This window comes from Agrobacterium sp. LMR679, from assembly GCF_027157905.1.
In the GTDB taxonomy this organism is placed as follows: domain Bacteria; phylum Pseudomonadota; class Alphaproteobacteria; order Rhizobiales; family Rhizobiaceae; genus Agrobacterium; species Agrobacterium leguminum.
Map to the genome: position 1 here is coordinate 602,028 of NZ_JAPVOJ010000001.1, position 16,850 is coordinate 618,877.

The 16,850-nt window shown below is 58.2% G+C and carries 13 protein-coding genes and 1 pseudogene; 9 read left to right on the forward strand and 5 right to left on the reverse strand.

Annotation, left to right across the window (positions count from 1 at the left end; genetic code table 11):
* Positions 1-106: 106 nt before the first annotated feature.
* The 8 genes and pseudogenes from O3W47_RS02805 to gst all read left to right on the forward strand — a co-directional run bounded on the left by O3W47_RS02805 (position 107) and on the right by gst (position 9,077).
* On the forward strand, positions 107-391 hold the full coding sequence (locus O3W47_RS02805) for a glycerate kinase (protein WP_269312900.1): 285 nt from the start codon (positions 107-109) through the stop codon (positions 389-391).
* Positions 392-627: 236 nt separating this feature from the next.
* Positions 628-933 carry a hypothetical protein gene (locus tag O3W47_RS02810; RefSeq protein WP_135398485.1) on the forward strand — a complete coding sequence of 102 codons (306 nt, stop codon included), beginning with the start codon at positions 628-630 and terminating at the stop codon, positions 931-933.
* A gap of 168 nt (positions 934-1,101) precedes the next feature.
* Complete coding sequence (locus O3W47_RS02815) at positions 1,102-2,724, forward strand: EAL domain-containing protein (protein WP_137454478.1); 1,623 nt, start codon at positions 1,102-1,104, stop codon at positions 2,722-2,724.
* Positions 2,725-2,812: 88 nt separating this feature from the next.
* Positions 2,813-4,081 (forward strand): sugar ABC transporter substrate-binding protein, encoded by a 1,269-nt coding sequence (locus O3W47_RS02820; protein WP_137454451.1) that lies wholly within the window; start codon positions 2,813-2,815, stop codon positions 4,079-4,081.
* 13 nt (positions 4,082-4,094) lie between these two features.
* Positions 4,095-5,183 (forward strand): carbohydrate ABC transporter permease, encoded by a 1,089-nt coding sequence (locus O3W47_RS02825; protein WP_331283546.1) that lies wholly within the window; start codon positions 4,095-4,097, stop codon positions 5,181-5,183.
* The gene (locus tag O3W47_RS02830) at positions 5,180-6,061 is read left to right on the forward strand and encodes a carbohydrate ABC transporter permease (protein ID WP_269312902.1); all 882 of its coding nucleotides are present in this window, start codon (positions 5,180-5,182) and stop codon (positions 6,059-6,061) included. The genes O3W47_RS02825 and O3W47_RS02830 overlap by 4 nt, the downstream gene beginning before the upstream one ends.
* Before the next feature lie 303 nt (positions 6,062-6,364).
* A pseudogene (ggt, locus tag O3W47_RS02835) lies at positions 6,365-8,121 on the forward strand (gamma-glutamyltransferase).
* A 257-nt stretch (positions 8,122-8,378) separates the two neighbouring features.
* Complete coding sequence (gene gst / locus O3W47_RS02840; RefSeq protein WP_080820143.1) at positions 8,379-9,077, forward strand: glutathione S-transferase; 699 nt, start codon at positions 8,379-8,381, stop codon at positions 9,075-9,077.
* 692 nt (positions 9,078-9,769) lie between these two features.
* On the opposite strand, the gene O3W47_RS02845 is transcribed toward gst, so the two are convergent.
* The gene (locus tag O3W47_RS02845; protein WP_080820142.1) at positions 9,770-10,183 is read right to left on the reverse strand and encodes a winged helix-turn-helix transcriptional regulator; all 414 of its coding nucleotides are present in this window, start codon (positions 10,181-10,183) and stop codon (positions 9,770-9,772) included.
* A gap of 89 nt (positions 10,184-10,272) precedes the next feature.
* On the opposite strand from O3W47_RS02845, the gene O3W47_RS02850 reads away from it, so the two are divergent.
* On the forward strand, positions 10,273-11,157 hold the full coding sequence (locus O3W47_RS02850) for an NmrA/HSCARG family protein (RefSeq protein ID WP_269312903.1): 885 nt from the start codon (positions 10,273-10,275) through the stop codon (positions 11,155-11,157).
* A gap of 67 nt (positions 11,158-11,224) precedes the next feature.
* Here the strand turns inward: O3W47_RS02850 and O3W47_RS02855 are convergent, their stop codons facing one another.
* The 4 genes from O3W47_RS02855 to O3W47_RS02870 all read right to left on the reverse strand — a co-directional run bounded on the left by O3W47_RS02855 (position 11,225) and on the right by O3W47_RS02870 (position 16,648).
* Positions 11,225-13,174 carry a MacB family efflux pump subunit gene (locus tag O3W47_RS02855; RefSeq protein ID WP_080820138.1) on the reverse strand — a complete coding sequence of 650 codons (1,950 nt, stop codon included), beginning with the start codon at positions 13,172-13,174 and terminating at the stop codon, positions 11,225-11,227.
* An 8-nt stretch (positions 13,175-13,182) separates the two neighbouring features.
* On the reverse strand, positions 13,183-14,376 hold the full coding sequence (locus O3W47_RS02860) for an efflux RND transporter periplasmic adaptor subunit (protein WP_269312904.1): 1,194 nt from the start codon (positions 14,374-14,376) through the stop codon (positions 13,183-13,185).
* A 246-nt stretch (positions 14,377-14,622) separates the two neighbouring features.
* Complete coding sequence (locus tag O3W47_RS02865; RefSeq protein ID WP_137454456.1) at positions 14,623-15,972, reverse strand: sensor histidine kinase; 1,350 nt, start codon at positions 15,970-15,972, stop codon at positions 14,623-14,625.
* A gap of 1 nt (position 15,973) precedes the next feature.
* Positions 15,974-16,648 carry a response regulator transcription factor gene (locus tag O3W47_RS02870; protein ID WP_080820132.1) on the reverse strand — a complete coding sequence of 225 codons (675 nt, stop codon included), beginning with the start codon at positions 16,646-16,648 and terminating at the stop codon, positions 15,974-15,976.
* Positions 16,649-16,850 lie beyond the last annotated feature (202 nt).

Genomic DNA, 16,850 nt, shown 5'->3' on the forward strand with positions numbered 1-16,850 from the left:
TTCGCTCGTCGCCGAGGGAGCGGATGTTTTTCCCATCTTCTTTGACTACGGACAGCATTGCGTCGAGATAAAGTGGAGCCGGGCGAACGAAGTTCTACCCACGGAGATGCGTAGGCCAGAACGCTGCGACGTTTCCGACCTCTTCCGTGGATCGTCATCCCGTCTCCACGAAGCCGACCTCGTAATCACCGCGGAAGGAAGCCTCGACGGGCAGACACCTTTCGGCAAGGTTCCGGCTGAAATTGCCCGCCGTGCCAAGACGGCCGGCGTTCCCGTCATTGCCCTTGCAGGCACGATCGGCAAGGGTATCAGGCTCAATTTCGATTGCGGGATCGATGCTTTCGCCTCAATATTGATCCGACCCTGCTCGCTGGAGGACGCGATCTCATAGGCACCGAAGGCGCGCGCGGCGGAAGATGCCGTCAGGATGATCATGATCGGGACGACCCTGCGAATACCGACGGGAAAGGTGGGCTAACACTGGAACCTATGGAATACGAAAAAAATTGTCGGCGAAGAAGTTCCAAAGAGCCTGGAGTTCCGCTTCTACCCCGCTTGCATACAAAGTTTGAGTTGACCCTCTTGGACGGTGAGGCGACACTTGAATGCCGAAACGAGGGGGAAATGATGGACAAACCACAACGATGGCGCCATATGGCAAGCGCGCCGAAAAACGGAGATCGGATTCTCATCACGATACGTTCGTCCGAACAAGGGCCGTCCCAGGTAGACCTTGCGTACTGGTCGAAGGGCGACCAGTACGGTTCAGAAGGCTGGCGTGCCTCAGACTCTTCGCCGGGGCGGATCATCGAATACGCGGAGCCGGAATTGAAGTGCTGGATGCCGATGCCCTCCGCCAATACCGATGGCCTCACGATGCCCGCTCCATGGGAGGGCGAGGATGCCCGCGAGCTCGATGGGTCGGGAATCTGAGGAGAAAGCCAAAGCAATAAGCCCGCAACGGTCACCATCGCCCAGTGGCTGGGGGTCTTCTGGAAACTGATGCACCAAAAACTGCTCCACGACTTTCGCCAGTTTGCGCACAGCAAAAATTAAGGAGAACAGGACAATTTGTTCTCCGGCTACTGTTGGAGAGTAACAATGCAGGCTCGGCGTTGGCGCGTAATAGCAGTGGGGATACTTCTGGCCATAATCGGAGCCGCGCTTCCCATTGCCGCCATGGCCTGGACCTCCTGGCGGGTCGCGGTCCAAAAGGAACTCGACATCCTGGCTCTCGTTGCCGAAAGGTCACTCGCGCGCGCCGACAATACATTCAAGGAAGCGCAAGGCGCGCTGGAAGCAATCGAGGCCGCGCATCTTCCTGCGTGTTCGGATCAACATATCGCGCAAATGCGGATCGTGACGATCAATGTTCCGTCAATCGAGGAGATTGGTTATTTCGAAAACGGCGTTATCAAATGTACGTCCTGGGGCCGCACCGCAGGAAATATCGCCAAATCCCATATCGATTATGTCACGTCCGAAGGCATCGAAGTGACGTTGCGTATTCAGCCGGGTGTCAGCCATGGCGATCAGATGACGAGTCTGCACCTCGGCCATCACAACGCGCTCGTCGCGCCTTCCCGCTTTGTCGATATCATACTGCGAGACGGAATATCCCTCGCGCTTCTCAACGATCATGGGCAGGTCATCAGCACGCAGAACCAGCCGGATGCGCGCGTTGTAACGGCACTTGCGGCGCAGGCGGGCCGGGGTGTCAGTGATACTTCGCTTTACTCTGTCGTAAAAGACGATGGGCTGACCGCAATCGTCCTCGAACCGAGGGCGGCTATGCGGGAGAAACTCCTGCGCGAGCTGATGGTTCTTTTGCCGATCGGGGCATTCATTGCGTCCTTTATCGTCGGAATCATCGTCTGGATGTCGCGCAAGCGGTTGTCCCCGCAAACAGAATTGGAAATCGCAATTCGGAATCGCGAATTTGTCGTCCATTATCAGCCGATTATCGATCTGAAGACCAATATATGCGTCGGCGCGGAGGCGCTCGTCCGCTGGAGGCGGCCCGATGGCACCCTTGTAAGACCAGATTTTTTCATTCCCCTTGCTGAGGAGACCGGATTGATAGAGCCTATTACCGATCAGGTCGTCGAAGCCATTATTGCCGATATCGGGCCTATGCTGGTTGAGGATCGTACGCTGCACATCGCCGTCAATCTCTGCGCCCAGGACATCAAAACCGGACGAATTTTGGATTTCATCGATCAGCGTCTGACGCCTGCCGGTATCCGCAAGGAGCAAATATGGCTCGAAGCGACGGAGCGCGGTTTCATCGACATCGACGCGGCCCGAATTACCCTGGATAAAGCGCGCAGGGCGGGTCATTCCGTCGCAATAGACGATTTCGGCACCGGCTATTCCAGCCTTCAATATTTGCAGGGGCTCCCGATGGATGCCCTGAAGATCGACAAGTCCTTCGTCGACACGATCGGCAGGAACACCGCCACCAGCACCGTCACGCTCCATATTATCGGAATGGCGCGTGAACTTGGCCTGTTCTCCGTCGCCGAAGGTATCGAGACGGAGGAGCAGGCAGCCTATCTGCGCGAACATGGCGTGGACTTCGGTCAGGGCTGGCTTTTTTCAAGGCCCCTCCCCGCCGGGCAATTTATCGCCTTCCAGCGGCAAAACAAATCGGAATACGGTGCCGCTCCGGAGGTCATTCAGGCGACGCCTGTCGAAGCGGTGGAAAAGAACCCCTCACCTTGATGGTCTGTTTCGGACCACCAGAACGCAAATTTTCTGCGGAACAATCGGTGGATGCTGAAGTTACTCTTCCTCAGGAGGAGGACCATCTATGATCACCAAAGCCATTTTTGCGGGGGCAGCCGCTGCCTTGACGACGCTTTTTTCCACCGTGGCACTGGCGCAGACCGACTTGACCATGTGGTATCACGGCGCGGGCAATGTGGAAGAACGCAAGATTCTGGCCGGCATCATCGAGGACTTCAATTCGTCCCAGTCGGACTGGCGGGTGTCGCTTCAGGAGTTCCCCCAAACCGCCTATAACGAATCCGTCACCGCCGCCGCGCTCTCCAACAAGCTGCCAGACATTCTGGATGTCGACGGCCCCAACATGCCGAACTGGGCGTGGTCCGGTTATCTGCAGCCACTGCAGATCGATGAGGCAAAGCTTGCCAATTTTCTGCCCGGCGCGGTGGGAAAGTGGGGAGACAAGCTCTATTCGGTCGGCCTGTGGGATGCGGCTGTCGCGGTCTTCGCCCGCAAATCCGTTCTCGATGAAAATGGCATTCGCATTCCGACGCTGGACCAGCCATGGGGCGGCGAGGAATTTAATGCAGTGCTCGAAAAGCTCGCGGCCAGCGGCAAATTCGAATATGCGATCGACCTCGGCATGGCCGATAAAACCGAATGGTACAGCTATGCCTTCAGCCCGTTTCTGGAAAGCTTCGGCGGCAGTTTGATCGACAAGGAAAATTATCAAACTGCCGAGAACGCCCTCAACGGAGACAACGCCATCAAGTTCGGAGAATGGTGGCAGTCCCTGTTCCAGAAAAAACTCGCACCCGGAACATCGCAATCGCCTGCCGACCATGAAACCGGCTTTCTGGAAGGCCGCCATGCGCTGCAATGGATGGGCAACTGGGTTGCGGTGAAGGCTCTGGAGAAATATGGAGACGACCTGCTGTTCCTGCCTGCCCCTGATTTCGGGAACGGTCCAAAGATCGGTGCAGGCTCCTGGCAGTTTGGCGTCTCAGCCACCAGCAAACATCCCGAAGGCGCCTCCGCCTTCATCGAATTCGCCATACAGGACAAATATCTCGCGCAGTTCTCCGATGCGATCGGCCTCATCCCGGCCACGTCTTCGGCAGCCCAGATGACGAAGAACTACAAACAGGGCGGCCCGCTCGAGGTTTTCTTCGAGCTCTCGAAACGTCAGGGAACGTTGCGCCCGGTGACGCCCGCTTACGCCTTCATCTCACCGGTCTTTTCCAAGGCCGTGTCCGACATTGCCAACGGCGCGGATGTTGCCGATACGCTGGACAACGCGGCCGACGAGATAAACAACAACATAGAGCGCAATTCCGGTTACCAACCCAAATAGGGGCGTGTGATCGATGGCGCTCTTTTCTTCAAAGGGGAAACTGACCCGGGACGGCTTGACGGGCTGGTTCATGGCTGGACCGGCGCTGGTGCTGATCGGGCTTTTCCTGATCACGCCCTTTCTGCTGGGGCTCGGGTTTTCCTTCACCAACCAGCGGCTGACATCTCCCAATCCAACCGAGTTTGTCGGCGTTGAAAATTACACCCGGCTGCTGGGTATTGGTGTGCTCACGCTCGAGCCGGAAAGGGAGGCGGATGGGAGCCTTAAACAGGGCGCAGATGGCGCCATCTCCTATCCGCGCATTCGCAATTTCACCCGCAACAATCCCGACTATCCCCATCTGGAGGGGATGCGGGAATATAAGAGCTTCACCTGGGGTGAGAACCAGATGATCATTCTGGCGCGCGACGTCGTGTTTTTGACCGCGCTCGTCAATACGCTTGCCTTCGTGGCGGTCGTTGCACCGGTTCAGGCGGCGCTGGCGTTGTTTCTTGCCCTGCTGGTGAACCAGAAGGTTCCCGGCGTCACGATTTTCCGCGCGATCTACTTCATGCCTGTCGTGCTGTCGGTGGTGGTGGTGGCGCTGCTCTGGCGGTTTATCTACGCGGCGGATAACGGGCTTCTGAACAGCCTTTTGAGTTATATGAGCTTAGGGCTGTTCCAGCCAGTCGACTGGCTGGGCAGAACGGATACAGCCCTGTGGGCCATCCTCATCATGTCAGTCTGGCAGGGCGTCGGGTTCCACATGGTCATATGGCTCTCCGGTCTGCAAACCATCTCTCCGGATCTTTACGAGGCTGCCGATATCGAAGGCGCGAACCGCTGGCAGAAGTTCAGCATGATAACCTGGCCGCTGCTGCGCAACACGGCCGTGCTGATTATCATCGTCATCACCATGCAGGCTTTTGCCCTTTTTGCGCAGATCGACGTGATGACCAAAGGCGGGCCTCGCGATTCCACGCAGAGCATTGTCTATCAGGCGGTTGAGCGAGGTTACCGCCAGCAGGACATCGCGGCCGGTTCCGCAATTTCGGTCGTCCTGTTCCTGCTTGTCCTGTGTATCTCGCTAACCCAGCGATACCTCACAAGGGAGAAGCCATGATGCAGGCCGGACAACGCAACAGCCTCGCTTTTCTCATCGGTAACTATACGCTCATGCTTGCCTTCGCGGCGATCTTCATTTTGCCCCTGTTGTTCATGGGGTTCTCGTCGCTAAAACCGAACGACCAGTTGCTGCGTGACGCCACATCGATACGAGCCTTCCTGCCGGTGGGAAATCTCTCGCTTGAAAACTATACGGCAGCTTTCGCCCGGGCACCGATTGCGACCTTCATATTCAATTCGGTTGTGGTGACGGGCGTTACCGTGTTTCTCGCGCTGCTGCTTGGCTCGCTCGCCGCCTTCGCCTTCACCTTTTTGAACTGGCGCGGAAAGGATGTTCTCTTCTCGATCATCCTCGCCACGCTCATCATTCCCTTTGAAACAATTGCCGTGCCGCTCCTGCTGGAAGTCAACAACCTGCCATGGATTGGCAGCAACGGGTTCACCTGGGGATGGCTCAACTCCTGGCATGTGCAGATCATTCCATGGATTGCAGACGGGCTGACGATTTTCCTCTTCGCGCAATATTTCAAGGATTTGCCGAAGGAGTTACTGGAGGCGGCGCGCATCGACGGGGCCGGCTGGCTGCGGATTTACGCGCAGGTGGTTATGCCGCTCAGCGGCCCGGTGATCGCAACGGCTGCGATCCTGAAGTTTCTCGTCATGTATAGCCAGCAGTATCTGTGGCCGCTTCTCGTTACCCAGTCCGAGGCATACAGACCTGTAATGGTTGGGCTGCAATACTTTTTCCAGCTCAACACGCCCTGGGGCGAAGTCATGGCCTATCTCACCATCATCACCCTGCCGGTGCTGGTCTTTTATCTCTGCCTGCAGAGGCTGTTCATCTCCAGTATCGCGGCAAGCGGGATAAAGGGATAGCGCCTTATCCGGGTACGGGGTGAGAGCGTAACGGCTAACAGCTTGCAAGCTGGTCTGGCTCCGATCCAACTGCGCAACGTGATCTGCGATCGGATAGACCGCGTGAAAAAAGCGGCAAAATGCTTAAACGCTTTACTCATACTCGCGGACGAGGCTGAAATACGGGTGACGCCGGGCCTCTGCGGAAACGAAGGAAGAATTCGGAAAATCATCCGCGCCTGAATCGCTACGGGTTTGACCTGGCTGCTGGCTCAGATGCCCTTCTCACATTAACCGATTGTGCCGCTCTGGAGGATAAGGCTAATGAAAATGAAATTTCTCAGTGAGGCTGTTCTCGCCTTAATGTTTTCCAGCGCAATCGCCTGCGCCCAGCAGGCATCCGACACGGTGGCGCCAGAGAAAGCGACGGGGGTTGCGACTGCCAGACGTGTCGAGTCAAGGAGCTTCATGGTCGCCGCAGCCAATCCGCTGGCGGCCGAGGCAGGGCGCGACGTGATCGCCGCGGGCGGTAACGCCATAGATGCGATGGTGGCGGTGCAGACCGTGCTGGGCCTCGTTGAGCCGCAGAGTTCCGGTCTCGGCGGCGGCGCCTTCCTCGTCTATTACCACGCAAAAAGCGGCAAGCTGACAACGTTGGACGGCCGGGAGACGGCGCCGATGGAAGCCACGCCAAAGCTCTTCCTGGATGACAAGGGTCAGCCGCTTAAATTCATGAACGCAGTAATCGGCGGCCGTTCCGTTGGCACGCCGGGAACGGTGCGACTTCTGGAGGAAGCTCACAAACGCTATGGAAAGGCGGAGTGGGCAAGCCTGCTGAAGCCGGCGGAAACGCTGGCGACCGAGGGTTTTCAGGTGTCGCCGCGTCTTGCCTCCCTCATCGCGTCCGAGGGCGACCGGCTGAAGAAATATCCAGAGGCGCGGTCCTATTTCTTTGACACCTCCGGGGCAGCCTTGCAGGCCGGTGCTCCATTGAAGAACCCGGCCTATGCCGAGACGCTTGCAGCGATCGCCAAAGGCGGCGCCGATGCCTTTACAAGGGGAAAATTGCCGAGGCGGTCGTCAAGACCGTGCGCGAGGCAGCCGACAATCCCGGCGTGCTGTCGCTTTCCGATCTTTCCAACTATCGCGTCATCGAGCGCGAACCGGTCTGCTTTATCTATCGTGCACTTGACGTTTGCGGTATGGGACCGCCATCGTCAGGCGCTATCGCCATCGGCCAGATGCTCGGCATGGCGGAGAATTTCGATCTCAGATCTCTAGGCCCGAAAAATGTCGACAGTTGGCGCATTATCGGCGATGCGCAGCGTCTGGCCTTCGCCGACCGCGAGCGTTACGTCGCTGACACCGATTTCGTGCCGCTACCGATCAAGGGCATGCTGGACAAGACCTATCTAGGCGACAGAGCAAAGCTTCTCGACGGCGACAGGGCCTTGGCCAACGATGCCGTCAAGGCCGGCGAGCCGGAATGGGACCATGCGCTACTTTTCGGTCGGGATGCCGCACTCGAATTGCCTTCCACAAGCCATTTCGTCATCGTCGACAAGGATGGCAACGTTGTCTCGATGACGACGACGATCGAAAGCGGTTTCGGCTCGCGTCTGATGACGAATGGCTTCCTGCTCAATAACGAATTGACGGACTTTTCCTTCAAGACCCATGACGGCGGCCTCCCTATCGCCAACCGCGTCGAGCCCGGCAAACGGCCGCGCTCCTCCATGGCCCCGACTATCGTGATGAAGGATGGAAAACCGCTGCTCGCCATTGGTTCGCCCGGCGGTAGCCAGATCATCGGTTATGTGGCCCAGGCGCTGATCGCCTATATCGACTGGGGCATGCCCGTCGAGGTGATCGTCGCCCAGCCGCATCTCATCAACCGGTTCGGTACCTACGACATCGAGGCCGGCACCAGCGCGGAAGAACTGGTCGGTCCGCTGAAGGCGCTGGGTTACGAGGTGAAACCGGGTGAGATGAATTCCGGTCTGCATGCTGTCGAAATCACCGCCCAAGGCTTGGCCGGCAGCGCCGACCCACGACGCGAGGGGGTGGTGATGGGGGAGTGAACACTCAGCCTGCGGAAAAACGGCGGCCTCAAGAGACTGAGCATGGCGTTCGTGTGGAGGTTAGATGACTACCCCGCAGGGTGCTCTGTTTTTAGCGAGGAAATCGTAAAGAACAGGGCCTTACGTCCAAAAACAACTCTTCCTGCGCCATTGAAGCCGTCAAAGCATTCCTTGAGTTCCATTTTTACTCTTAGTGCACGTCGGGAACTGGTAACAACCAACTCCGTTCGTTGTTTGCATGACCAATGGAGGACGGCATGAAAAACTTCGCCCTTTATTACTGGCCAGTTCCTTTTCGAGGTCAGTTCATCCGCGGAATTCTGGCCCATTGTGGGTACTCCTGGGATGAACACGATGTCGAGGCGATTGAAGATATTATGGATTGTGGGGTGGAAAAGCAGCCGGTTGCCTTCATGGGACCACCGGTTCTGATTGACCGTGAGCGCAATTTTGCGATCTCCCAGATGCCGGCGATCGCCATCTATCTGGGTGAGCGGCTGGATATGTTGCCGACAACTATTGAGGGCCGCGCACTCAGCGCCAAGATCGTTAACGATGCCAATGATGTCCTTGATGAGCTGACTCTCAACGGCGGGCGCGAAATGTGGACACCTGAAAAATGGGAGGAATTCGTCCCACGCCTCCAAAAATGGGTCCGTATTTTCGCGGATACCGGGGCACGAAACGGCTTGAGTGCTAGTTCCGGCTTTATGCTGGGAACAGAAAAGATTGGCGTAGCAGATATAGCGACTGCAATCCTTTGGACTACGGTCGCTGACCGGTTCCCTGTCATTCAGGGCATCATTGAGGATACGTCACCTACAATCTGGGGTCTTTCCAGAAGAGTGGTAGCCACAACTTCGCTGGCTGCTTTGAACAATAAAAGTTTTGAGGAATACGGCAACGCTTATTGCGGAGGAGAGATTGAGAAATCGCTCCGAAAGGTAGCGGGTTGATTTACGTCTGCGCGGCGCCATCGCTTCGTCTGCTTTGCAGCCGGTCAAAAGTCTTGAAGAGATACGCACCGCCGACGCACCATTTCCCAGCCACTGTAGTTGAAGGGAATCGAACCAGCGGCCACCGCATGAAATGCACTAAATCAGGCACATAGGTTCCACGCACTTATTTGCTCAAGTATTGAGGGCAAACCTGTGGGTGATCCCAAACTTGGGACGTTATTCAGGGCATGGCGTCGAGCAGGAGGGGAGCCGACGCTCTTACCGATCGCGCGCCTTAAGTCCGTCTTCGGTTTCCGACTTATTCAGGCGCCCTGTTCGGAAGCCCTTTGTCGTTTGGGTTCGGAGCCGGCGTCTCTCTTGTATCTCGCGGCGGATGTTGGCGATCGTCCGGCTCGGCGGGCTCCACCTGGCCCTCGGAAGGGCGGACAGGCTGCTCTTTAGGGTCGGTCGTCTTGGAGGGGGCCGAAATTTTCTTGGGCATGGTCAGTTCCTCTAGCTTCACCGACAAAAACTGGCTGGCCACACGGAAGGTTCCGAGCCCCGGAAGCGCTGCTTGGTTCGGAATCGATCTCACCAAGCTGAACAGGCGGGCCTCGTAGCAGGCGGGATGCTGAGGAAAGCGGGCGTAGCCCAGCGCTGCTAAACTGGACCGACATCTGACCTTTTCAGCCAATTTCGGTCCCTTGGATTTACAACTCCGCCTGGTCGTAAGCGCGCCTGCGCGCTCTGATAGTGTCCAGATTGTCGTGGACCCAGAAGTTAAATCCCTCAAGGGCGCGCAAAGCTCCATGGGCGATCTCTGTCAGTTCGTACTCGACACGCGGCGGCACTTCGGGAAAATAGTGACGCACAACAAATCCCTCACGCTCGAGATTACGCAGGGTGAGCGTCAGCATGCGCTGGGTGATCTCACCGACCTCTTTTCTCAATGTCGAAAAGCGGAGCCGATGATCTTCCGCGAGAGAAAGACGCCAAAGAACCGGCACAGTCCATTTGTCACTCAGCAGGCTGCAGACTCCGTTTGACGGAATGGGTCTGAAGTGTCTGTCGTTTTCTGATCCGCGCGATGGGCCGGCATCGATCTGTTCTTCCAAGGGTATCATCCTTGTGCCTGATGCTGAAAAATGTGCCGTCTTCCGGCAGAATTACATTCGTATATATAGACGGTCCTTGTTTAACGCGAGGGTTTCAAGTGACCAATAGCAAGCACCCCATTCTGGTTTTCGGCGCTACCGGAAGGCAGGGAGGATTTGTCGCCAAAGCCTTGTTGAAGGCGGGATGGCCTGTTCGCGCACTCGTTCCGGACTCCACCAAAGCTGCATCGCTGCAATTGCGGAATTCAGGCGTCGAGCTTGTGCAGGGTTCATTTGAAGAGACCAAAGTAATCCGCACAGCGATGAAAGACGCTTACGGTGTCTTTAGCGTACTGCCAGCCAGCCTGGCTGCCGAAGACGAAGTCCGTCATGGTATATCGATTGCGGATATCGCTGCCGAAACCGGCATCAACCATTTTGTTTATTCCTCAGGCGCCAGCGTGGGGAATGAACTGACAGGCGTTCCGCGTTTCGACGCCAAGCCCCGTATTGAAGCCCATATTCGACAGCTCGACATGGCTACGACCATAATCCGGCCGATGATTTTCATGGAAATGCTGGTGCGACCTGGCTTCGGTCTGGAGGAGGGCCGGCTGGTGTCCCTGATCCGACCCGACCATTCCATTCAGCTTACCGCCGTGGAAGACATCGGCAGGTTTGTCGCTGCCGTGCTTGCCGACAAGTACCGCTTTGGCGGTGCAACACTTAAGATCGCGAGCGATCGACTGACCGGGCATGAACTTGAGGTCGCTTTCAGCGAAGCGGCCGGTCGCTCGATAACCTATGAACGGTTTCCCGATGACGTTCTCGCTGCAAACACGGATCTCGCGCATATGGCAGAGAGCCTGGTAGACGGGCCGCTCGCCGAGCTCGTCGATCTGAAAGTCATGCGCGAAATTAACCCCGACCTTCTCACTTTCAGGTCCTGGCTGGCTGGCAATGGGCGCAAGCTGCTCGATGCAGCCTTGCAACCGTCTGTCTAGGGACATACGCCAGCCTCAATAATGACAAGCGAACCACAACGGCTATCGAGCAGACGTTTGCGGTTCATCAGTCACGCGCCAAGGCTTCGATCGGGTCCAGCTTTGCCGCATTGCGAGCCGGAAGGAAGCCGAAGACGATTCCGATCAGGGTTGAGCAGGCGAAGGCCACCATAATGGAGCCCGAAGAGAAGATCATTTTGAAGTCGGGGCTCAGCAAATTGAAAAGAGCGCTGATCCCGAGGGCGAGCATCACTCCCATGAAGCCGCCGACAAGGCAGACCATGACGGCCTCGATCAGGAACTGGGAAAGGATGTCGCTGCGGCGCGCGCCGACAGCCACACGAACGCCGATCTCCTTGGTACGTTCGGTCACGGATACCAGCATGATATTCATCACGCCGATGCCGCCGACAATCAGCGAGATCACGGCAACTGACGAAATCAGCAGCGTCAGGGTTTGCGTGGTGGTCTCGATAGTCTCGCGAATGGTCGCCGAGTTGGTAAGGAAGAAGTCTTTCGCGCCATGCCGACGCTCGATAAGGCGGGAAACTGCGGCCTCGACATTGCCCGGGTCGACATCGTCTCTGATACGGACCGTTATGCCGTCGACGTTCGGACGACCCAGCATGCGGCCCATGACGGTTGTGTAGGGCGCATAAACGGTCAACGTATCAACCGCCGGGCCGAAGGAGTTTTCCCGTTTCGTCACACCCACGACCCTCGCCGGCATTGTGCCCAGAAGGATGACCTGCCCCACCGGGTTTACCCGGTCTGGAAACAGATCTCTCGCGGCGTTTGCATCGATCACCACATTCTGGCTGTAGGCGATAACGTCCTGGGCGTCGAACAGTTGTCCATGCGCCAGCTCAAGGCCCCGTACGCGAAAGAAGTCCGCGCCAACTCCGGTGACTGACGCATTGACGGCCACGGCGGCGCGCTTGACAGTTACGCTCGTCGTGACGGTTGGTGTCACGCTGTCGACATAGGGCTGGTTCACCAGCGCTTCGGCATCGGCGGGAACCAGCGTCCGTATCTTGCCCGCTTCCAGATCGCCGAAGCCTTTACCGGCCCGCACCTCGATCGTGTTGGTGCCGAGCGAACTGATACTGCTCAGGATTTGTTGCTGCGAGCCGGCTCCCAGTGCCGAAATAGCCGCCACCGAGGCGATACCGATGATGATGCCGAGCATGGTCAAAAGCGAGCGCATCTTGTGCGCCCATATTGCCGCGCCCGCCATGCGAAAGGCCTCAGTCATCCGGTCAATTGCGCCACGCCAGCCAGCACCCGGCGCGTGCTCGCGGATGGGACGGGCCGTCGCGGCGGATTTGGATATATTGCGCTCGTCGGAAATGATAACGCCGTCGCTGATCTCTACAACCCGATCCGCGTGTTCGGCGATCTTCTTGTCGTGAGTGACGAGGATGATGGTATGCCCTTCGGCATGAAGCTCGCGCAGGATCTTCATGACTTCGGCGCCGCTGTGCGTATCCAGCGCTCCGGTTGGTTCGTCGGCCAGAATTATCTCGCCGCCATTCATCAGGGCGCGGGCGATCGACACCCGCTGCTGCTGGCCGCCCGAAAGCTTGCCCGGGATATTGCCCGTCCGCTCGGCGAGGCCCAGCCGGGTCAACAAGGAGATCGCTCGCTTGTGCCGGTCGGATCGGCTGCGTCCGGCATAGATGGCCGGCACCTCGACGTTGCTGGCCGCGCTGAGATCGCCAAGCAGATGATAACGCTGGAAGATGAAGCCAAAACGCTCACGGCGTAGCGCCGCCAGTTCGTCCACGGACATCTTCGAGGTCTCGCGCCCTTCGATCCAGTAGCTGCCATCCGTCGGACGATCGAGGCAGCCAAGGATGTTCATCAGCGTCGACTTGCCGGAGCCCGAGGCGCCGATGATGGCCATCATCTCGCCGGCCTCGATGTCGAGGTCGACGTCTTTCAGCACCCGCACCATCTCGTCGCCTGCGGGGAAAGCGCGGGATACCCCACGTACGCGGATCAGTGGTTCCGTCATAGCGCGTCCTATCGCTTCGCTGCGGCCAGTTGAGCCTGGCCATCCGTGCGTTCGTCCGTGGATGCTCCAAGCACGATGGTCTCGCCGGCCTGAAGACCGCTAAGGATCTGGATGTCCGCGCCGTTATCGATGCCGACCTGGACCTGCCGGACCTGGACCTCGCCCATCGCGTCCAGTATGCGCACACGCGCGGTATCGCCGGCCCGGGGCGCCCCTTCCACTGCACTGAGCGGAACCAGCACGGCGCCGCTGACGCGGCTCAAGACGATGGACACCTGCGCCGTCATGGACGGCCGCAGGACCCCATCCGCATTCGCCACGTCGATCAGCCCGGTGTAATAGACCGCGCCGTTGGTTGAGCCAATCCGGCTCGCGGCGGCGTTGCTCTCGTTGGCGATGGAGGCTGGGGCCGGTTCCACCTGTCGCAACTCCCCATCGAAACGACGCTTCGGATCGCCAAGAATGCTGAACCAGACCGGAAGGCCCCGCCGCACACGCACGACGTCAGCCTCGGAGATATCCGCGCGCACCGTCATTGTGTCCAATCGCGCGATCATGACGATGGTCGGCGCTGTCTGCAGGGCATTCACGGTTTGGCCCTCGTCAGTGACGATCGCGACCACCGTGCCGGCGATTGGGGCAGTGATGCGCGTATAGTCCAGTTCTATACCAGCAGACTCCAGCGCGACCTGCGCTTGGGCGACCTGAGCGTCCAGCGATTGAACCTCAGCCCGCGCGGTGTCTCGCATCGCAACCGCGGCGTCATACTGGGCGCGCGGCGTGGAACCACCTGCCAGCAGGTCACGCTCGCGCTCGAAATCCTTTTCGGCTTTCACCAGACCGGCGCTGCGCGCGGCGTGAACGGCGCGGATGTTGGCCAAAGCGGCCTCACGCTCCCGCAAGGTGTTGCGCCGGGTCTGGGAATCGATCTCGGCCACCAATTGGCCAGCCTCGACGATGTCACCGATCTTGACAGCCAGATGCTCGATGCGACCCGAGGCCTGGGCGCCGACACGCACCAGCTCGAGCGGTTCGAGAACCCCAGTCGCCAGCACCACCTCTTCAATGTCACCCGTTCGCGCCTGCGCCGTCACCAGTTCAAGCTTTGCCGGCGGACGCAGAAACAGCAGCCAGACGCCCAGCAGACCGACAAGGGTTGCCGCCCCCAGGATCAAACGCTTGCGGGTAATGTGTCGTGTCATTTAGTCGTGGCCCATGCTATTGAAATTTGCGGGCTTTCTCTGTCACGAGAGTTACCTGAAAATTACGGGGAGCCATCGTCGTGCCTATCCGTTTGGCACGCGCTGTAAAATCAACCGATCGGCAAAGAGTGTTTGCGATGTGGATGGCGTGCCAGAGATTGCCCGCCAGACATCAGGTGATCGCGGCCGTGCTCAGCCAACGTCGACGGATGAAGATGCCTTGACCTGTTGGCGCAGGCGACGGACCTACCGCTGCTGGAAAACGCGCTTCTCGCGCCAGCGTACGGCAAATGTGCTGCCCTTGCCTGGAGCGGACGAAAGCTCAACGTAGCCGCCGTGACGGGTGACAATCTCGTTGACCATGCTGAGCCCCAGACCCGCACCTGAGCCGTGAGGGCTGACCCGGTAGAACGGTTCGAATATGCGCGACTGCTTGTCGCCGGCAATTCCGCAGCCCTGATCGGCGACAGTCACGCTGCCGTCAGCCTCAATACTGACCGATATCTGTCCTCTTCCGCCTCCGTACTGGACTGCATTACGAACCAGATTGACGAATGCACGCTCCAGAGCTTCGGCATCCCCGGGAACGAACAGGTTTTCCGCATCGCTATCGAACGAAATCTCGTAACCTTCGGCGATCGCCAGGGGAGCAAGGTCGGCGACCACCTTCGACACAACGCTGTTGAGATCGACAGGTGCATTCTGCTGGGGCTTCTGCCGGTACTTCTCGGTGTCGAGAAGCTGGTTCGCGATCGCTGTAAGTCGCTTGATGGCCGTCTGCAGGTGTGTCTTGTCCGCACCTGGCGAAAGCGTATCAATTCTCACCTGCAGGACAGCAATCGGCGTTCGAAGTTCATGGGCCGCGTTGACGAAGAAGCGCTCCGTCGCCTCGAAGCCGCTATCGAGACGACGCAGCGCCCTGTTGATGTCGCGCACCAGACGAAGCACCTCAGTGGGCAAGCCCCGCTCTTCCACCAGGGCGCCACGTGTGTCGAGGTCGATCCTGTCGAGACGCCTGGTCAGATCGCTGAAGGACCGCAAAGCCCAGCGTGTGACAAACGGGACGCCAATCAGGGAAATGGCGACGAGGATCAGCGCCGGCACGCCGATGGCAAGGTTCCCCAACAGCACGGTCACACCATATTGGGACATCGAAACACCGCCGGCAAAAATCGTTGCCTCACCGGCCTCTGTGTCGAAACGCTCCATGCGGGCGACACTCAGCGGATCGTTCAGGTCACCATGGAGCTCGACACTTCTGAACGCCCGCAGGAATGGCATGTTGTCGGCAATTTTCCCGGGAGGCGCGCCGTGTGCAAGGACAATATCTTTTCCAAGGTCTGCCACGAACCACAGGTCAGGCGCTTCCTCCATAATCTCTTTAAGCTCGGCCGTCGGAACCAGATGGGGTCGGCCATTCGGCTCGAGACGAACTGAGTCTGCGATTTCCTGAGACAGCCAGATGGACGTGATCGCCACATCGGGCTTGAGGCCAGAAAGGAGATAGAAAACCAGGCTGAGCGAGGCGATGACCGCGCAGAGCTGCAGGACAATAAAACCAAAAGTGAATCGCCAGCGAAGGGATGTGCTGGTCATCCTATTTCTGCTCATGAAGGTAGTAGCCTATGCCACGAATATTCTTGATAACAATGTCGGCCTCCGCTTCGCCAAGCTTTCGGCGCAGGCGAGACATATTGGATTCCAGTGAGTTCGACTGGATCTCGTCGTCAAAGGAATAGACCTGCCCCTCAAGGGACGAGCGCAACACGGTACGACCGCGGTTTCTCAAAAGAGTTTCGATGATGAGCAGTTCCCTGCGGGTGAGCGCAAGCCTGATGCCGTTGACATGCACATCGCACGAAACACGATCATAGGTGACGTTTCCCGCCGACAGGACGAACGGGCCGGCTGTCGGCACCCGCCTCAGCACAGCGCTCATTCTGGCAATCAGCTCGGGAATTTCGAACGGCTTCGGCAAATAGTCATCGGCGCCGTCATTGAGGCCGGAAATTCGCTCGTCGGTTGACCTCAGAGCGGAGATGATGATTGATCGCGTATTTGAACCCGTGCGGTGCAAATCGGCGAGGAAGGTACTGCCATCGCCATCCGGCAGTTGCCGGTCGATAAGGACAATATCGTAATCCGCCATGGCGATTGCTTCCCGCGCCATCGCCAGATCTCCAACAGCGTCCAGCACGATGCCATGCTGCGAGAGGGCCGTCCTCAAGGCATCCGTCATTTCCGGATCGTCTTCGATAAGTAGAAGTTTCATAGTCGCCTAATCAGTCAAGTCTCGGACCGTCATTCCCGATAGTCTTTACTGCAAAACTACGGCTCTGGTTCAGATAACCTCGACAGTCGTGATGCCCTGACCATCAGGTTGCGGGACATCATGAAACTGCTACGGACGTGGGAGACCGGAGAAACCGAAGTCAGTCCGATATCCATCTCGCCTTTGACGTGCGCCACCCAAG